This window comes from Candidatus Sulfotelmatobacter sp., from assembly GCA_035504415.1.
GTDB lineage: Bacteria > Vulcanimicrobiota > Vulcanimicrobiia > Vulcanimicrobiales > Vulcanimicrobiaceae > Vulcanimicrobium.
In genome coordinates, this window is the sequence record DATJRY010000007.1 from 42,892 (window position 1) to 60,575 (window position 17,684).

General features: G+C 71.8%; 16 protein-coding genes. 14 read left to right on the top strand and 2 right to left on the bottom strand.

Translation table 11 applies throughout. The features are described 5' to 3' along the window. The first annotated feature begins 74 nt into the window (after positions 1–74). Genes VMD91_03405 through VMD91_03420 form a run of 4 tightly spaced genes read left to right on the top strand, consistent with a single transcriptional unit; the run spans position 75 to position 4,511 of the window. Positions 75–884, top strand: a complete 810-nt coding sequence (locus VMD91_03405; GenBank protein HTW83101.1) for a TlyA family RNA methyltransferase — start codon at positions 75–77, stop codon at positions 882–884. Next, positions 881–1,732, top strand: a complete 852-nt coding sequence (locus VMD91_03410; protein ID HTW83102.1) for an NAD(+)/NADH kinase — start codon at positions 881–883, stop codon at positions 1,730–1,732. Before VMD91_03405 ends, VMD91_03410 begins: the two co-directional genes overlap by 4 nt. A gap of 7 nt (positions 1,733–1,739) precedes the next feature. Next, a complete protein-coding gene (recN, locus tag VMD91_03415; GenBank protein ID HTW83103.1) occupies positions 1,740–3,413 on the top strand; it encodes a DNA repair protein RecN in 1,674 nt (557 codons plus the stop codon). 39 nt (positions 3,414–3,452) lie between these two features. Then, complete coding sequence (locus VMD91_03420) at positions 3,453–4,511, top strand: low specificity L-threonine aldolase (GenBank protein HTW83104.1); 1,059 nt, start codon at positions 3,453–3,455, stop codon at positions 4,509–4,511. A gap of 3 nt (positions 4,512–4,514) precedes the next feature. On the opposite strand, the gene pyk is transcribed toward VMD91_03420, so the two are convergent. After that, on the bottom strand, positions 4,515–5,966 hold the full coding sequence (gene pyk, locus VMD91_03425) for a pyruvate kinase (GenBank protein HTW83105.1): 1,452 nt from the start codon (positions 5,964–5,966) through the stop codon (positions 4,515–4,517). Positions 5,967–6,095: 129 nt separating this feature from the next. On the opposite strand from pyk, the gene VMD91_03430 reads away from it, so the two are divergent. The 10 genes from VMD91_03430 to VMD91_03475 all read left to right on the top strand — a co-directional run bounded on the left by VMD91_03430 (position 6,096) and on the right by VMD91_03475 (position 17,131). Beyond that, positions 6,096–7,664, top strand: a complete 1,569-nt coding sequence (locus VMD91_03430) for a hypothetical protein (GenBank protein ID HTW83106.1) — start codon at positions 6,096–6,098, stop codon at positions 7,662–7,664. Positions 7,665–7,773: 109 nt separating this feature from the next. Beyond that, positions 7,774–8,319 (top strand): hypothetical protein, encoded by a 546-nt coding sequence (locus VMD91_03435; protein HTW83107.1) that lies wholly within the window; start codon positions 7,774–7,776, stop codon positions 8,317–8,319. Further along, complete coding sequence (gene nusA, locus VMD91_03440; GenBank protein ID HTW83108.1) at positions 8,316–9,554, top strand: transcription termination factor NusA; 1,239 nt, start codon at positions 8,316–8,318, stop codon at positions 9,552–9,554. Before VMD91_03435 ends, nusA begins: the two co-directional genes overlap by 4 nt. A gap of 283 nt (positions 9,555–9,837) precedes the next feature. Then, a complete protein-coding gene (infB, locus tag VMD91_03445) occupies positions 9,838–12,813 on the top strand; it encodes a translation initiation factor IF-2 (GenBank protein ID HTW83109.1) in 2,976 nt (991 codons plus the stop codon). Between the two features lie 187 nt (positions 12,814–13,000). Next, positions 13,001–13,357 carry a hypothetical protein gene (locus tag VMD91_03450; protein ID HTW83110.1) on the top strand — a complete coding sequence of 119 codons (357 nt, stop codon included), beginning with the start codon at positions 13,001–13,003 and terminating at the stop codon, positions 13,355–13,357. Next, positions 13,354–13,707 carry a 30S ribosome-binding factor RbfA gene (rbfA, locus tag VMD91_03455; GenBank protein ID HTW83111.1) on the top strand — a complete coding sequence of 118 codons (354 nt, stop codon included), beginning with the start codon at positions 13,354–13,356 and terminating at the stop codon, positions 13,705–13,707. The genes VMD91_03450 and rbfA overlap by 4 nt, the downstream gene beginning before the upstream one ends. Further along, positions 13,700–14,689: a DHH family phosphoesterase gene (locus tag VMD91_03460; GenBank protein HTW83112.1), complete on the top strand. Its 990-nt coding sequence runs from the start codon at positions 13,700–13,702 to the stop codon at positions 14,687–14,689. Before rbfA ends, VMD91_03460 begins: the two co-directional genes overlap by 8 nt. Before the next feature lie 26 nt (positions 14,690–14,715). After that, positions 14,716–15,582, top strand: a complete 867-nt coding sequence (gene truB, locus VMD91_03465) for a tRNA pseudouridine(55) synthase TruB (protein ID HTW83113.1) — start codon at positions 14,716–14,718, stop codon at positions 15,580–15,582. A gap of 22 nt (positions 15,583–15,604) precedes the next feature. Continuing rightward, positions 15,605–16,525, top strand: a complete 921-nt coding sequence (gene ribF, locus VMD91_03470; protein ID HTW83114.1) for a riboflavin biosynthesis protein RibF — start codon at positions 15,605–15,607, stop codon at positions 16,523–16,525. A 108-nt stretch (positions 16,526–16,633) separates the two neighbouring features. Further along, on the top strand, positions 16,634–17,131 hold the full coding sequence (locus VMD91_03475; protein ID HTW83115.1) for a TlpA disulfide reductase family protein: 498 nt from the start codon (positions 16,634–16,636) through the stop codon (positions 17,129–17,131). Here VMD91_03475 and VMD91_03480 read toward each other — a convergent pair. Then, complete coding sequence (locus VMD91_03480) at positions 17,112–17,681, bottom strand: hypothetical protein (GenBank protein ID HTW83116.1); 570 nt, start codon at positions 17,679–17,681, stop codon at positions 17,112–17,114. The two genes, VMD91_03475 and VMD91_03480, sit on opposite strands and share 20 nt — an antisense overlap. Positions 17,682–17,684 lie beyond the last annotated feature (3 nt).

Below are 17,684 nucleotides of genomic sequence, written 5' to 3' on the forward strand. Positions count from 1 at the left end.
GTACGAGGCGGTCCTCCTGGGGAGCACGAAGCCGCTGCGTCGATGGGCTCCCCTAGTCGCGCGCGGGACGCCGCGTGATCGTGTCGCGTGAACGTCCAACCGACGCGCGCCGGCTCGACGCCGTCGTCGCCGCCGAGACCGGATTGACCCGCTCGCAAGCCCGCGGGCTGATCCTGGCCGGCCGCGTCCGCGTCGACGAAGCGCCCGCCACGAAGCCGGGTGCCAACGTACGTCCCGGCGCGCAGGTCGCCGTCGAAGCGGCGCCGCGTTTCGTCAGCCGCGGCGGCGACAAGCTCGAAGGCGCCTTGACGGCGTTCGACCTCGACCCGAGCGGCCTGGAAGCGCTCGACGTCGGCGCGTCGACCGGCGGCTTCACCGACGTGCTCTTGCAGCGCGGGGCGCGCCACGTGACCGCGCTCGACGTCGGTTACGGTCAGCTGGCCTGGTCGCTGCGCACCGACCCGCGCGTCACCGTCGTCGAACGGACCAACTTTCGCACCCTGGCCGACGACGCGTTTCCGGGCGGCTTCGACCTGATCGTGATCGACGCGTCCTTCATCTCGCTGCGCACGATCGTCGCGCGTGCCGTCGCGTACCTGCGCGCCGGCGGCGCGATCGTCGCGTTGGTGAAGCCGCAGTTCGAGGCCGGCCGGGCGCGGCTCGGCGGCGGCGGGGTCGTGCGCGACCCGGCCGTCCACGCGGCCGTGCTGCGCGAAGTGCGCGACGCGATCCAGGCGTTGGGCCTGCACGTGGTCGCCGCGATCCGCTCGCCGCTGCGCGGACCGTCCGGCAACGTCGAGTTCTTCTACGAGCTGCGTCGCGACGGAACCGACGTCGACGACGCGCGCCTGGACGCGCTCGTGGCCGAGGCACACGCACCGTGAAGTCCGTGGCACTCTACGTGAATACCGAGCGGCCGAAGGCGCATGAGACGGCGCTGCGGGTGACGCAGATCGCGCGCGCGCACGGCGTGGCGGTCGGGCTGTGCGGCGCCGAAGGCGACGGGCTCGACTTCATCGAGGACCGGTGCGACCTCGACGTCGCCGATCTGTTGATCACCGTGGGCGGCGACGGGACGCTGCTGCGCGGGACGCGCATGGTCCACGAGCGCGGGATTCCGATCTTGGGCGTCAACACCGGGCGGCTCGGCTTCCTGACCGAGGTCGAAGCGAACGAGGACGGCTTCACCGCGCTGGCGCGCGTCTTCGAGGGCGACGTCGCCTACGACGAGCGGGTCGCGCTGCACGCGCAGGTCGCCGGGCAGCACGAGGTCAGCTTCGCGCTCAACGAGGTCGTCATCCGGCGTACCGCGCAGGCGCGGTTGGCGCCCTACGGCCTGGTGCTCGACGGCGAGCTGGTCGCGCGCTTGCCGGCCGACGGCGTGATGGTCGCGACGCCGACCGGCTCGACGGCGTACTGGCTGAGCGTCGGCGGCCCGATCATCCACCCCGCCGTCGACGCGCTCGGGATCGCGGCGCTGCTGCCGCACACGCTGTTCGCGCGCCCGCTGCTGGTCCCCAGCGATGCGACGATCGAGATCACCTGCGACGGCGAGCTGACCAGCGCCAACCTCGAGACGGACGGCGTCGTCGCGGCGGACTTGCACGCCGGCGACCGGGTGCTGATCCGCCGCGCCGCGATGCCGGTGCGCTTCGCGCGCGTTCGTTCGGGCGCGTTCTTCGAGCGCCTCGAGCAGAAGCTGCAATGGGGCGTCCCGATCAAATCGCGGTGAGCGCGGCATGAGCGCGCTGCTGCGGCTGACGCTCGAAGACGTCGGCTTGATCGCGCGCGCCGAGATCGCGTTCGGCGCCGGCCTGACGGTGATCACCGGCGAGACCGGCTCGGGCAAGACGATGCTGCTCAACGGCCTGGGCCTGGCGCTGGGGGACCGCGCCGAGAGCGACGTCGTGCGCGCCGGCGCGCAGCGGGCGCGTGCGACGCTCGAGATCGTGCCCGACGCGGCGCTGCGCGCGCGCTTGGCCGAAGCCGGCTTCACCCTGGCCGCCGACGACGACCTGATCGTGCAGCGCGAAGTGCTGGCGGCGGGCCGCTCCCAGGCGCGCATCAACGGCACGCCCGCGGCGGCCAGTCAAGTGCGCGAGCTGATCGGCGAGCTGGTCGACGTCGTCTCGCAGCACGAGGCGCAGCGGCTGCTCGGCCAGGCGTTCGCGCTCGACCTGCTCGATCGCTTCGCCGGTGAAGCCGCGCTGGCGGCGCGCGCGCAGGTGGCTCGTTCCTACGACGCGCTGCGCGCGGCGCGCGCCCGCGCCGACGCGCTGCGCGACGCGGACGGCCGCGCGCTGGCGCGCGCCGAGTTCGCGCGCTTCGCGATCGCGGAGATCGACGCGGCGCGTATCGAGGACGAGGGCGAAGACGAGCGGCTGCGCGAGCGGCGCGACCTGTTGGCCAACGCCGAGCGGGTCGTCGCGGGCCTGGCGATCGCCGGCGCGGCCCTCGAGGACGAGCGCGGCGCGGTCGACGCGCTGGGCGCGGCCGAGACCGCGCTGGCCGGGCTGGGACGCGTCGGCGCGCGTTTCGCCGCGCTGGCCGAAGCGGCGGCGGCGTTGCAGTCGGAGGTCAACGAGTTGGCGGCCCGGATCGCGCACGAGCGCGACGCGGTCGAGCTCGATCCCGCCGAGCTGGAGACGATCGGCGCGCGGCTCGACGCGCTGGACCGCCTCAAACGCAAGTACGGCGGCACGCTGGCCGCGGTGCGAGAGCAGCGCGACGCGCTGGCGGCCGAGATCGCCGACGTCGACGAGCGCGACGAGCGGCTCGCCGCAGCCGAGCGCGACGCCGCGGCGCTGGCGGGCGAGCTCGACGCGCGCGCGGCCGAGCTGAGCGCGGCGCGGCGGGCCGCGGCGCAGACGATCGCGAGCGCGGTCGACGCCGAGCTGGCCGCGTTGGCGATGCCGGCCGCGCGCCTGCGCGTCGCGCTCGAACCGGCGCCCGCGATCGGTCCGGGCGGTGCCGAGCGTGCCGAGCTGCGCTTCGCCGCCAACCCCGGCGAACCGGAACGGCCGCTGGCGCGGGTGGCATCGGGCGGCGAGCTCTCGCGCGTCCTGCTCGCGCTGATCGTCGTGTTGGCGGATCGCCGTCCGCGCACCGCGCTCGTGTTCGACGAGATCGACGCCGGCATCGGCGGCGCGACCGCCTCCGCCGTCGGCGCGCGGTTGGCGCGCTTGGCCGAGGACGGGCAGGTGCTGTGCGTGACGCACTTGGCGCAGATCGCCGCCGTGGGCGCCGACCACGTCGCCCTGCGCAAGAGCACCGCGCACGGGACGACCGCGATCACCGCCGTCGCGCTCGACGACGCGGCGCGGCGCGCCGAGATCGCACGAATGCTGGCCGGTGTGGAGCACGGGGTCGCGCTCGACCACGCGGCCGAGCTGCTGGCCGCGCGCCGCCGCTGACGGAGATCGCGCGTACCGGGGCGTAGTCCCGTCTCACCAATGGTCGAGCGACACTTCGCCAGCGACAACAACGCCGGCGCCCATCCCGAGATCCTGGCCGCGCTGGCCGCGTGCAACGCGGGCCACGTGAGCGCCTACGGCGACGACCCGTATACCGAGCGTGCCCAGGCCGCGTTCCACGCGCTGCTCGGCGATCAGGCGCGCGTCTTCTTCGCGTTCAACGGCAGCGGCGCGAACGTGGTGACGCTGGCCGCCGCGCTGCAGCCGTGGCAAGCCGTCATCTGTCCCGCCGGCGCGCACGTCGCGGTCGACGAGTGCGGCGCGTTTGAGCGTTTCCAGGGCGCCAAGCTGATCGACGTTCCGGTCGAGAACGGCAAACTGACGCCCGACGACGTGTTGCGCCAGCTGCACGGGATCGGCGACCAGCATCACGTGCAGCCGGCCGCGATCTCGATCTCGCAGAGCACCGAGGTCGGCACCGTCTACACGCTCGAGGAGCTGCGTGCGCTCGGTGAGGTCTGCCGCGCGCACGGTCTATTCTTTCACCTCGACGGCGCCCGCATCGCCAACGCCGTCGCCGCGCTGGGCTGCGACGTGCGCGCGATGCTGGTCGACACCGGCGTCGACGCCTGCACCTTCGGCGGGACGAAGAACGGCCTGGTGTTCGGCGAGGCCGTCGTCTTTCCGCGCGGTCACGCCGCCGCCGACAACTTCAAATACACTCGTAAGTCGGGCTTGCAGCTACCCTCGAAGATGCGCTACGTCGCGGCGCAGTTCGAGGCGCTGCTGCGCGAGGGACTGTGGCTGCGCAGCGCCGCGCACGCCAACGCGATGGCGAGGCTGCTGGCCGAGCGGCTGCGCGACCTCGACGACGTCGTGCGCTTCGCCTATCCGGTCGAGGCCAACGGCCTGTTTCCGATCTTGCCGCGCGCGGCGATCGCGCCGCTGCAGGCCGAGCGCCGCTTCTACGTCTGGGACGAGGCGCGCGACGTCGTGCGCTGGATGACCTCCTGGGACACCACGCCCGAGGACGTGCACGCGTTCGCCGACGCCGTCTGGCGCATCGCCCCGCGCCCCAAAGCGATTACGACCGCGTAGCCGCTAGTGCGCCGGGAGGCGATGGATCTTGAGGACGTTGGTCCCGCCGGCGCCGACCGGCATGCCGCTGGTGATCGCGATCGTCTCGCCCGGCGCGGCGTGGCCTTCGGCGACCACCCGCGCTTCGGCGATCTCGATCAGCGTCTCGATGTAGCGATAGGTCTGCACGACGACCGAGTCGACGCCCCACACGACGGCCATCTTGCGCGCGACGTCCTCGAGCGGCGTGAGCGCGAGGATCTTCGCCTGCGGGCGGAACGAGGAGATGTGGCGCGCCGTGTTGCCGGTCGTCGTCCCGGTGACGACCAGCCGCAGCCCGAGCGCGTCGGCCGAGCGTACCGCGGCCTCGGCGATCGACATCCCGATGTCCTCGTCGGTGTCGACCTTGCCGCCGTCGATCGAACGGCGCTCGCGCAAGTCCTGGAAGGGATACTTCGACTCGACCTGCATGGCGATGGTGGCCATCGTGCGCACCGCCTCGAGCGGGTAGAGCCCGCGCGCGCTCTCGCCCGAGAGCATGACCGCGTCGGTCCCGTCGAGGATCGCGTTGGCGACGTCGGTGACCTCGGCGCGCGTCGGCCGGGCCGCGGAGATCATCGACTCGAGCATCTGGGTGGCGGTCACGACCGGCTTCGAGGCGCGGTTGGAGCGCGCGATCAGATCCTTCTGCACCAGCGGCACGTCTTCGAGCGGGATCTCGATGCCGAGGTCACCGCGCGCGACCATGATCCCGTCGGCGACGGTGAGGATGTCGTCGATGTGATCGAGCGCCTCGTGCTTCTCGATCTTGGCCATCACCGGGATCGACATTCCGGCCTCGCCGATGTGCGACTTGACGCGCCAGACGTCTTGGGCGGTGCGCACGAACGAGACCGCGACCCAGTCGACGCCCTGCGCGATGCCGAAATCGAGGTGCTCGAGATCGCGGTCGGTGACGGCGTCGAGCTCGAGCGTGCCGTCGGGATAGTTGATGCCCTGTTTCTCGCGCAGCTCGCCGCCGGTCTCGACGATGGTGTGGACGTGCGCGCCGTCGACGGCTTGCACGCGCAGCGCGATCGAGCCGTCGGCCAAGTAGATGCGCTTGCCGATCTCGACGTCGCGCGCCAAGCCGGCGTAGCTGACCGAGACGTGCTCGGCGTCGCCGCCGACGGCGTCGGTACAGAGCACGAACGGCGCGCCTTGCTCGAGCCGCACCGAGCTGGTGCCGTTCGAGAACGTCCCGGTGCGCACTTTGGGACCCGGCAAGTCTTGCAGGATCGCGACGTGGAGCCCGAGCTCTTTGGCGACGCGGCGCACGTCGGCGATCGTCTGCGCGTGCTCTTCGTGGGTGCCGTGCGAGAAGTTGAGTCGAGCGACGTTGACGCCGGCCAAGAAGAGCGAGCGCAGCATCGCCGGATCGCGTGACGCCGGGCCCAGCGTCGCGACGATCTTGGTGCGTTTCGGAGGCGGCTGCACGGCGCGCGGACTTCCGCGACCCCTGTGCTGGTCCTGCGGTATGGGAGAAAGCTCCGCGCTCACACTCCGAGCGAGCAGATCGCTTGCCAGGATGGAGTGCGTGCGGCGCGGGGGAAGTAGCCAGCCGCCGTGTCGGAAGAACGCCCGGAGGCCGACGCACATATCGACCGCCCGTCGCGGCGTCGCGATCTGCTCGCGCTCGGCATCTCGTGCATCCTGCACGCGCTGGCGCTGTTCGTCGGCTTGCTGCTGGCCGTCATCCCGCTGAACGAGAGCGCGTCGCCCGAAGGCGACGTCAACGCCGACATCATCGTCCAAGAGCAAGCGGCCGCGGCGCCGGCGCCGATCAGCTCGCCGGCCCCCGCGCTCGCGGCCAGCGTCGCGCCCGCGCCGGTCGTGACGCCGCCGCCGCCGCGTCCGACCGTTCCGCCGCCGGTGCCGCAGCCGCGCCGCATCGCGGTGCTGCGCCCGCGGCCGGCGCCGCCCCGACCCCGGCCGCCCGCCGCTCGCCGCCCCGAGCTGTCGGTCCAGCGCCCGTCGGCCCCGCCGCAGCCGACCGCGCCGCCCGAACTACCGACGCAGGCCCCGCAGGTCGCGGTCAGCGCACCGCCGGCACCGACCGCGCCGCCGACCGTCGCGGTCGTGGCGATCGCGACGCCGGCGCCCACGCCGTTGCCGACCCGCGTCCCGACGGTGGCGCCGACCGAGCTTCCGACCCGCCCGCCGACGCTGCCGCCGACCGCGCCGCCGACGCCCGCCCCGACGCCGCGTCCGGTGCCGACCGCGCCGCCGGCGACGGCGCGCCCGACCGCGCCGCCGACCCGCACCCCGACCCTGCGCCCGCAGCCGGCCAGTCCCGTCCCGACCGTCGTCCCCGCGACGGCCCGCCCGACGGCGGTCCCGGCCACCGCCCCGCCCGCGACCGCGGCGCCGGCGCCGCCGCATCCGACCGCGGTCGCCGTCGCGAGCGCAGCCCCCGTCGCGCCGCCGACCCGGGCCCCCGCCACCGTCGCGCACGTCCCGGCGCCCGCCAGCGCTCCGCCGGGGACCCCGCGCCCGGCCGCCAGCGGGCCGCCGGCCTCGCCGCGTCCGGCCGGCTCGACCGGCCCGCGTCCGGGTGGCCCCAAGCCGGGTGCCGGCGCGCAGCCAGGCCACGGCGCCGGCTCGCCGCGCCCGGTCCGGGCGGTGACGGCACCCGCCGCACCCGGCACGACGGTCGCGGCGAACCCGGCACCGGCACCGACCGGCAACGACGCCAACGCCAAGCTGAACGCCAAGCTCCGTTCGCTGCTTCCCAGCGGCCCGGTCGACACGATGCACGCCTACGCCGGGACCACCCCCACCAGCGCCGAGGCCAAGACCGTCATTCCGATCCCGGCGCCGATCCTGGCGGCGACCTTCGCCATCATCCGCATCGTGCGCAGCTACTGGCAGCCGGCCAGCCTGACGTACGTCTACGGGCCCCCGCACAAGAATCTGCTCGGCCAGACCGTCTGCCGGGGCTATCGGATCGTCCACCACCCGCTGCCCCCGCCGCCGGCCTATCACGACCCCAACGGAAAGGGGGCGGAGTTCCCCAGCGGCGCTCCCGACCTCAAGCCGGAGATCGACGACCCGGTCGAGGTGCCGTGCAGCGGCCCGAACGTGGTCCGGGTGACGCCGGGCTCGCTCGCGACGCCGCTCCCGCTCGACCCCTAGCCTTGCGGGAATTGCGCCGGCGTCGTATGATGGCGGACGGAAGTTGAACGCTGGAAGCGTGGGCATCGCCCGCGCTTCCCTGCTGTTCAGGGGTCTGAAACAAGCAAGCATGGGCGAGAAAACGAACGGCGCGGAACGACCGGCGCATGCCACCGACGGCATCGCGCTCGATGCCGCTTTTGCGCAGGTCGTCGACCAGCTCCAGCACGAGCCCGCGTTCGCGGGCGTCGAGTTCGTCTCGTCGGCGGCCCGTCGCCACGGCCGCCGGACCGCGCTGCACTTGACGGTCGACCGCGAGGGCGGCGTCGACGTCGTGACCTGTGAGCGGATCGCTGCGCGCGTCAACGACGCACTCGACGCGTTTCCCGATCCGTACACGCTCGAAGTCGAGTCGGCCGGGCTGAACCGTCCGCTGATCAAGCCGGCCGACTACGAGCGCTTCAGCGGACGCGACGTCAAGGTCGTCACCACCCTGGCGATCAAGAACGCCAAGACGCACCGCGGGCGCCTGGACGGCGTGCGCGGCAGCAACGTGATCCTTTCCCGAGCGGACGGCGAGCTGCCGATTCCGCTGGCCGTCATCAAGTCGGCCAACCTGGAGTACGACGTTCGCGCCGACCTCCAGCGCGCCAAGAACCGAGAGAAACACCGATGAACGCAGAGATGATCGCGGCGCTCCGCGAGATCGAGAACGAGCGCAACATCAGCTTCGAGTCGTTGCTCGAAGCGCTGGAGGCCGCGCTGATCTCCGCCTACAAGCGGAATTTCGGCGGTGAAGCCAACGCGATCGTGACCATCGATCGCCAGAGCGGGGACTATCAGGTCTATCACCGCCGCACCGTCGTGCCCGACGGCGAGGTGACCGATCCGAAGCTCGAGATCGCGAAGAGCGAGGCCGGCGCGCGCTACGAGCCGGGCGACTTCTACGACGAAGTCGTCACGCCGCGCGACTTCGGCCGCATCGCCGCGCAGACGGCCAAGCAGGTCATCGTCCAGCGCATCCGCGAGGCCGAGCGCGACACCGTCTACAACACGTACTCCGCCAAGCTGCACGACATCGTGCTGGGCACCGTCCAGCGCTACGAGCAGCGCAACATGTACGTGCTGCTCGACGATCGCAAGACCGAAGCGCTGCTGCCGTTCTCGGAACAGGTTCCGCGCGAGAACTACCGCATCAACGACCGCATCCGGGCCTACGTGCTCGACGTGCGCAAGACCAACAAGGGTCCGCTGGTCGTCCTCTCGCGCGCGGCCGAAGGGCTCGTGCAGCGGCTGATCGAGTTCCAGGTCCCCGAGATCCAGGACGACATCGTGGAGATCATGGCGATCGCTCGCGAGCCGGGCGCGCGCACCAAGGTCGCGGTCACCTCACGGCGCCCGGAAGTCGATCCGGTCGGCGCGTGTCTGGGGCCGAAGTCCACCCGCATCGCCAACGTCTCCGACGAGCTGCGCGGTGAGAAGATCGACGTCATCCGCTGGGCGCCCGACCTGCCGACCTTCATCGCCAACGCCTTGGCGCCGGCCAAGGTACTCGGCGTCGAGCTGTACGAGGAGGAAGGGATCGCGCTGGTCGTCGTCCCCGACCACCAGCTTTCGCTGGCGATCGGCCGCGAGGGGCAGAACGTCCGCCTGGCCGCCCGCTTGAGCGGGTGGCGGCTCGACATCACCAGCGACTCCGAGGCGGCCGAGGCGCGCGAGCGTTACGCGGCCGAGCGGGAGGCCCGTGCCGCCACGGCGGCGGCCGCCACCGCCGAGCCCGAGGAGGAGCTGCTGCCGGTCGAGGGCACCGAGGTCGAGGCCGAGGCCGACGAGGAGGAAGGCGCGGTCGACCAGGACGAGCTGCTGCGCCGGCTCGAGGAGTTCAAGCGGGAGATGTTCACGAACGAATGAGCCCGCAGCGCACCTGCGTGGGCTGCCGGCGGGTTCTGGATCAGGCGGCCCTGCGGCGTTTCGTGCGGAGCGAGGGCCGCTGGATCGCCGACCGCGGTCCGCGCGCCGCGGGGCGCGGCGCATACCTGTGCTCGCGCGCGTGCGCGGAACGCGTCGCAAAGAACAAACGTTTTCCGGGGTTCAGTGTCGAAGCTCTGCTACAATGGTGACTCCGGAACGCGGAGACGTCGGAATGATATAAGGGCGGTGGCGTCCTCGTGGCGCCCTAATCTAGAAGGATTGCATGGCAACCGGTAAGGTCAGAATTTTCGAGCTCGCCAAAGAGCTCGGCATGACGTCGAAGGACCTCGTCGCGCTCTTCGGGCGACTGGGTCTGGAGGCGAAGAACCAACTCAGCGTCGTCGAGCCGAAGGTCGCCGACCTGCTCCGCGCACAGCTCAAGGGGGCGAAAGCCGCTCCCAAGCCGGCTGCCGCGCCGGCCGCCGCCGCGTCGCCCGCGCCCGCTGCGGCCGTCTCCGCCCCGGCGGCCGCGCCGAAGGTCGCCGCGGCGCCGCCCGTCGCGCCGACCCCGCTCGCCGCGGACGCGTCGGATGAGGCCCTCGCGCCCGCCGCCAAGCCGGCCGCGAAGGCCAAGGCCACCGCGAAGCCTGCTAGGGCCGCCGCCGAGAGCCCGGCCGTCGCCGTGACGGCCGAGCCGGTCGCTGCCGTCGAGCCGTCGCCGGTCGCGGCGGTGCCCGAAGCGCCGCCCGAACCGCCGCCAGCGTCCGTCCCGGCCGCCCAACCCGCCCCCGAGCCGACCCCGGTCCCGCAGCTGCGGCCGGTCCCGCCGCCGGCGCCCGCGCGCCGTCCGGCCGCGCCGCAGCCCGGCCCGGCGACCCCGCAGCAGCCCGCCGCGCGTGCCGGCCAGCCGCCGTCCGCCGGCGCGCAGCGCCCCGGCGTCGCCCCGCGTCCCGGTCAGCCGGGCCCGTTGCCGCCCCGTCGCCCGCTGGCACCCAACGAGCCGGTGCCGACCCTGCGTCCGGTCCCCTCCGGTCAGTCGTCGATCCGGCCGCCGCAGCGCCCGCCGCAGCGGCCGCTCAACCCGCCGGCCGCCGGCGGCAACGGCCAGATCCCGGGCCGTCCCGGCGTCGCGCCGCGACCCGGCCAAGGTGGCCCCGGTCAGTACCAGCAGCCGCGCCCGGGCGCTCCCGGCACGCCCGGCGGTCCCGTCCCCGGTCGCCGTCCGGTCGGCAACGGCCCCTTCCGCCCGATCCCGGGCGCCCAAGCACCGGGCCCGCGTCCGTTCGGCCCGCGCCCCGGCGGCGGCGGTCCCCCGCTCACCCCGCAAGGCCCCAATCCGTCCACCGGTGCGCCCGGGGGACGCCCTGCCGCGCGCCGCGGCAGCCGCGAGGATCTCGAGGCCAAGAAGCAGCGCGAACAGGAGATGCTGCTCGAGAAGCGCCAGCGCAAGGGCGGTCCGCGTCTGGACCGCGACGGGCAGCCGGTGCAGAAGCTCGAGTCGATCGAGATCCCGGACGTGCTCACGGTGCAAGAGCTGGCGACCTCGATGATCGTCCCGGCCGCGGACGTCATCCGCGAGCTCATCCGCATGGGCACGATGGCGACGATCAACCAGAACATCAGCTCCGATCAGGCCATCGCGGTCGCGCGCAAGTTCGGGTTCAACGCGATCGTCAAGGAAGCCGGCGAGGAAGTCGTCGTCGAGCAGGAAGAGGACAAGCCGGAGATGCTGCAGCCGCGGCCGCCGGTCGTCACCGTCCTCGGCCACGTCGACCACGGCAAGACCTCGCTGCTCGACAAGATCCGCTCCGCGTCGGTCGCGGCCGGTGAAGCCGGCGGCATCACGCAGAAGATCGGCGCGTACACCGTCTCGCAGAACGGGCGCGAGATCACCTTCATCGACACCCCGGGCCACGAAGCGTTCACGGCGATGCGCGCGCGTGGCGCCAAGGTTACCGACGTCGCGATCCTGGTCGTGGCCGCCGACGACGGCGTCATGCCGCAGACGAAGGAAGCGATCTCGCACATCAAGGCCGCCGGCGTGCCGATCGTCGTCGCCATCAACAAGATGGACAAGGAAGACGCCCAGCCCGACCGCGTCAAGCAGCAGCTCACCGACGAAGGCCTCCAGCCGGTCGAGTGGGGCGGCAAGATCGAGATGGTCCCGGTCTCGGCGCGCACCGGCAACAACATCGATCAGCTGCTCGAGACCGTGCTGCTCGAAGCCGACTTGCGGGAGCTCAAAGCCAACCCGCACCGGCGCGCCGCCGGCGTCGTCATCGAGTCCGCGCTCGACCGCGGTCGCGGTGCGGTCGCGACGGTGCTCGTGCAAAACGGCACGCTGCGCGTCGGTGACGTCGTCGTCGTCGGACCGACCTACGGGAAGATCCGCGCGCTGATCGACGACAAGGGCAAGCAGACGAAGAAGGCCGGTCCCTCGATCCCGGTCGAGATCATGGGCCTGGGCGAAGTCCCGTCCGCCGGCGACACGCTGATGGTCGTCTCCGACGAGAAGTCGGCGCGCGAAGCGGCCGCCAAACGCTCCACCAAGCGTCGCGACGTCCGCATGGCGGTCTCCACCGGCGGCGCGCGCGTCTCGCTCGAGACGTTCATGTCGATGCCGGCCGACGGCGGCCGCAAGACCCTCAACCTCGTGCTCAAGGCCGACGGCCAAGGCTCGGTCGAGGCGTTGCGTGCTCGCGTCGAAGGCCTCTCGACGGCCGAGGTCGACGTCCGCGTCATCCTCGCCGGCGTGGGCGGCATCACCGAGAACGACGTCAACCTCGCTTCGGCGTCGAGCGCGGTGCTGATCGGCTTCAACATTCGTCCCGACGAAGCGGTCAAACGCCTCGCCGAGTCGGAGCAGGTCGACCTGCGCTTCTACCAGGTCATCTACGACGTCGAGAACGACCTCAAGAAGGCCATGGTCGGGATGCTGGCGCCGAAGTTCCGCGAGATCGTGCTCGGTCGCGCGGAAGTGCGCGAGATCTTCAAGGTCTCGAAGGTCGGGACGATCGCCGGTTGCTACGTGCAGTCCGGCAAGATCACGCGCAACGCCAAGGTCCGCGTCCTGCGCGATGCCGCCGTCGTGTTCGACGGGGAGATCGAGTCGCTGCGGCGCTTTAAGGACGACGTTCGCGAGGTTGCCGAAAACTTCGAGTGCGGCATCCAGGTGGCGAAGTTCGGCGACCTCAAGAACGGGGACGTCATCGAGGCGTGGACCTCGGAGCTCGTCGCGCCGGAGTTGCAGCCGGCGTAATGTCCGCGCGAGTGGCGGGCCGGCGCGGGGGCGACGTGCTCCCGCGGGGGACGTCCGCGTTTTCCCATCCCTGGGAAAACGCTACTCCCGCACGGCTCGCTCTCGCCCTCCGGGCTTCGCTCGCCGCTGCGAGGCCCCCGCGGGAGCACGTCGCCCCCGCGCCGGCCTGGCACGATCGGGGTCATACGTGATGGCACGTGCGGGCGTCGTCGACAACGTCGAGTTGCCGGCGGAGTACGAGCGGCTGTTGTTGCCTTCGTGGACGCGTGAGGGCGCGGAGCGCGAGCGCCGCGAGCTCGCCGCGCAGCGTCGGCGTCTGTATGTTGGGATTGCGGGCGCCGCCGGTTGGCCGATCGTTGCGGGCGCGTTGGCGCTGTATTTTCACCAGACGTACGAGCACGCGTTCTCTGCGCTGCACCTCTGGGTGGGAGTCGTTGTGCTGATCGTCAGCGCAGGCGCGTGGAGCTTTACGCGCTGGCGCAAGCGGCTGGCGGGGCCTCGCTGGTATGAGCGTGGCGCGGGGCAAGGGAACAAGGCGACATGAAGCAGCAGCGGCAGGCGCGGATCGATCATGAGATTCAGCGGGCGCTCGCCAAGATCATCAGCGAGGACCTCAAGGATCCGCGGCTGGGATTCGTGACGGTCGTGCGGTGCGAGATCACCCAGGACATGAAGCACTGCAAGGTGTTCGTGTCGATCATCGGCGATCGGCACGTCGCGCGGCAGACGATGGATGCGCTCACGTCGGCGTCGCGGTTCTTGCGCGGGGAGCTGGGGAACGCGATCGACCTTCGGTATACGCCGGAGCTGACGTTCGTCGAGGACCGGACGACGGAGAAGGCGATCGCGCTGCACAAGACGCTCGAGCGCGCCGCGAAGGTGATCGATGAGTAGTACCGCCGGGACGGTGGCTATCTCGAACACCACCGAACAGGTCGTCGCGGAGCTGCGGCGGCGTTCGTCGTTCGTGTTCGTCTCCCACGTGAAGCCCGACGGCGACACGCTTGGAGCGGGGCTCGCGCTCGGACTGGCGCTCAAGCAGCTGGGCAAGCGGATCGGGTACTTTCAGCAGGATCCGGTGCCGCGGAATCTGCGCTTTCTGCCGGATTCGCAGTTCGTGACGCGCGAGGTGCCGGCGGATTTGCCGGCCGACACGCTGTGGGTCTTCTGCGACATGAGCGACTTCACGCGGGCCGGCGAGTTCTTGCCGGCGATCGCGCGGGCGAACATGCTCGACATCGACCATCACCTGGGCAACTCGCACTTCGGCGCGCTCAACTACGTCATCCCGACCGAGGCTTCGACCGGGACCTGCGTGCTGCGGCTGCTGCACGCGCTCGAGGTCGAGATCACGCCGGACATCGCGACCTGCATCCTGACCACGATCATGACCGACACCGGCGCGTTCATGCACACCAACACGACGGCCGACGTGCTGCGGATGTCGGCGGAGATGATCGAGCTGGGGGCGGACAAGCCGCTCATCACCGAGGAGATCTTCGCCAACAAGCGCTTCGCGGCGACCAAGCTGCTCGGGATGGCGCTCGAGCGCGCCGTGCTCGAGCAAGACGGGCGCTACTGCTGGACGTACGTCGACCAGGCGATGCTGACGGCGGCGCACGCCGACGGCGAGGACACGGAAGAGATCGTGCAGCACCTGCGCGCCGTCGAGGGCGTCGAGGCGGCCGCGCTGTTCAAGGACTACGACGGCGCGGTGCGGGTCAGCTTGCGGTCGAGCGGTCGGATCAACGTCCAGGCGGCGGCGGTGACGCTGGGCGGCGGCGGACACTTCATGGCGTCGGGGCTCACCTACGAGGGCGCTTTGCCCGCCGCCATCGACGGCGTGCGCGCGGCGCTGAAAGCGCAGGGTTTGTGACGCGCTGCGCGCGCTGAGCGCACGACGTGCTCGGGTTCGTCAACTTGTTCAAGCCGGCGGGGCCGACGTCGACGCAGTTCGGCGCGCGGCTGCGGCGGCTGTACCGCGACTCGGCGGAAAAGCTCGCCATCGGGCACCTCGGCACGCTCGATCCGCAGGCCTCCGGCGTGCTGCCGATCGCGCTGGGCAAAGCGACGCGGCTGCTGCCGCTCATTCGCGACCGGCGCAAGGCGTACGTCTGCGCGCTGGTGCTCGGGCGGGCGACGACGACCGGCGACGCGACCGGCGAGACGCTGGTCGAGCGCGACGTGCCGCCCGATCTCGACGCGCGGCTGGTCGCGGCGCTCCCGCGATTCACCGGGACGATCGCGCAGATTCCGCCGATGTACTCGGCGCTCAAACGCGACGGTAAGCGGCTCTACGACCTCGCGCGAGCGGGTCAGAGCGTCGAGCGGCCGCCCCGCAACGTGACGCTCTACGCGTTGCAGCTGCTGGGGCGCGAGGGCGACGTCGTCCGCTTGCGCGTCGCGTGCAGCGAGGGGACGTACATTCGCACCTTGTGCGAAGACCTGGCCGCCGCGTGCGGCACGGTTGGGCACATGGGCGCGCTGCTGCGCGAGGCGTCGGGACCGTTCGTCCTCTCCGAGAGCCGGCTGCTCGAGGAGGTCGAGAGCGATCCGGCCGCCGCCCTGGTCTCGCCAGAACGCGTGATCCCGCTGCCCACCGTCGTGCTGGACGGGCGCCAGGCGGCGGACTTTCGGGCCGGACGCGTCGTGCCGCTCGAACAGCTGCCGGCCGAGACGCACGTCTTCGTGCGCGACGGCGCGCGCACGCTGGTCGGCGTCGGCGAGACGGTCGGTGCGCTGCTCGCGCCGCGCAAGGTGTTCGTGTGAGCCCGGCGGAGAAGCAGCCGGCGTGAAGATCCATCACACGCTGCCCGAGCGCGCGCCCGAGCGCGCGCGCGTCGTCGCGGTCGGCTTCTTCGACGGCTTCCATCTCGGCCATCGCGCGATCGTCCGCGAGGCGCTGCGCGAGCGGCGCGCGGGCGAACGCAGCGCGGTACTGACGTTCCGCGAGCACCCCTCGGCCTTCTTGCGGCCCGGTCAGGAGCCGCCGATGATCGCGACGCTCGAAGAGCGTGTCAACGCCTTCGCGCGCGCCGGCGTCGACGAAGCGTACGTGCTGGACTTCGACGCCTCGATCGCCTCGCTCACGCCGGCGCAGTTCCTGGACGACGTGCTGGTGGGGCGCATCGGCGCCCGCGCCATGGTGACCGGTGCCGGCTTTCGCTTCGGCAACAAACGCGCCGGTGACGTCCCGTTCGCGCACGCGCACATGGCCGCGAACGGGCGGCTCGCGATCGGCGTAACCAACACGCTGCTCGACGGCGAGCGCGTCTCCTCGACGCGCATTCGGGCCGCGATCCAGGCCGCCGACCTCGAGACCGCGGACCGGCTGCTGGGCGCGTCGTACACGCTGCGCGGCGCGGTCGCCTTCGGCGCCGGGCGCGGTCACGATCTCGGCTTCCCGACCGCCAACGTCGGCGTGCCGGCCAACAAGTTGTTGCCGCCCGACGGCGTCTATCGCATCACCGGGCGGCACGACGGCCGCGACTACCCGGGGCTGGTGTCGATCGGCACCAACCCGACCTTCGCGGGCACGGGCCGCACCGTCGAGGCGTGGCTGCTCGACTTCAACGGCTCGCTCTACGGCGAGGAGCTGGCCTTGCGCGACCTGCGCTTCGTGCGCGGCCAGCGGCGCTTCGACTCCGTCGACGACCTGGTCGCGCAGATGCGCGAAGACGCCTCGGGCGTCAAGTTCCCGACCGTCGTCTGAGCAGGCGAAGCCCGGCCTTCATCGCCCGTCGATTCGAGCCGGCTCGGGCCAGGGGCCTGCTCGGTCCGACGGCGCAACGCGTTCGCCCGGCGCGGCGTTGTTACGAACGTGCACGTCCGTCGTTTTCTCGGTACCGCGCTGGCCGCGGCCGTCTCGTTTGCTCCCCTCGCCGCGCTCGCGGTGCCCCCGAGTGGGCAGCCCGCGCCCGCCTTCAGCGTGCCGACGCCGCAGGGGAAGAAGCTCGATCTGAGCACCCTGAAGGGCAAGCCCGTCTACCTCAACTTCTTCGCCTCGTGGTGCGGGCCGTGCAACGAGGAGGCGCCATCGATCGCCGACTTGCGCGCGAAGTACGCCAAGAGCGGCGTGCAGTTCGTCGGTATCGACGAGCTCGACGGGAACGGCCAAGGCGCGGCCTTCGAGAAGAAGTATCACGATCCGTACGGCCTGGTCGGCATCGACGACTCGGGCGCGGTCGGCCACAGCTACGGCGCGATCGCGATGCCCGTGCACGTCTTCATCGACCGCAAGGGCAACGTCGTCTACGCCCGTATGGGCGAGATGAACGCGGGCGAGATCGAAGCGCAGATCAAGAACGCGCTGAAGTAGCGCACAGGTCGATGGCGGCCTTGGCGTCCATCTTCGCGTTGAGCCACAGACCGGCCAGGTCTTCCTTTTGCGCGTTGGCGAGCAGATCGTTCGCGCGGCGCGTATCGGGACTGCGTTTGGCGGTGCAGGCGGCGACGGCGCCGCGCGCTTGCGCGACCATCGCGTCGGCGTCGATCTGCGCCATGCTGTTGGCCGGATAGGTGTCGACGCGCGGGTGCTCGTTCGGCACCAGCGGGGCGATGGTCGGGATCGCCGTGGTCTGCGGCGTGTTGGCTTGAATCATCGCGCGGATCGCCGAGGCTTGCGCGCCGTTGAGATCGCCGCTGCCGTAGCGCTGCAGGGCGACGGAGTAGTTCAGCGTGGCGGCCGACGCCGCTTGCGGGTTGGTCGCGGCGGCGCGCGCGATCGACATCATCGCGTTGAAGAGCAGCGTCGCGGTCGAGTTCGTCCCCGGCTGCGGCTGCGGCACGCGCGGGCCGATCGGCACCTGCGCGCCGGCGACGGCGGGCATCGCCAAGGCCAACAGCAACGCGGCGACGGGGCGTCTCATGGT

Bases quoted from the DNA above. Each gene is read 5' to 3' on its own strand.
- recN (HTW83103.1), top strand. From the start codon at position 1,740: ATGAGCGCGCTGCTGCGGCTGACGCTCGAAGACGTCGGCTTGATCGCG.
- VMD91_03420 (HTW83104.1), top strand. From the start codon at position 3,453: ATGGTCGAGCGACACTTCGCCAGCGACAACAACGCCGGCGCCCATCCC.
- VMD91_03435 (HTW83107.1), top strand. From the start codon at position 7,774: ATGGGCGAGAAAACGAACGGCGCGGAACGACCGGCGCATGCCACCGAC.
- nusA (HTW83108.1), top strand. From the start codon at position 8,316: ATGAACGCAGAGATGATCGCGGCGCTCCGCGAGATCGAGAACGAGCGC.
- infB (HTW83109.1), top strand. From the start codon at position 9,838: ATGGCAACCGGTAAGGTCAGAATTTTCGAGCTCGCCAAAGAGCTCGGC.
- rbfA (HTW83111.1), top strand. From the start codon at position 13,354: ATGAAGCAGCAGCGGCAGGCGCGGATCGATCATGAGATTCAGCGGGCG.
- VMD91_03460 (HTW83112.1), top strand. From the start codon at position 13,700: ATGAGTAGTACCGCCGGGACGGTGGCTATCTCGAACACCACCGAACAG.
- VMD91_03480 (HTW83116.1), bottom strand. From the start codon at position 17,681: ATGAGACGCCCCGTCGCCGCGTTGCTGTTGGCCTTGGCGATGCCCGCC.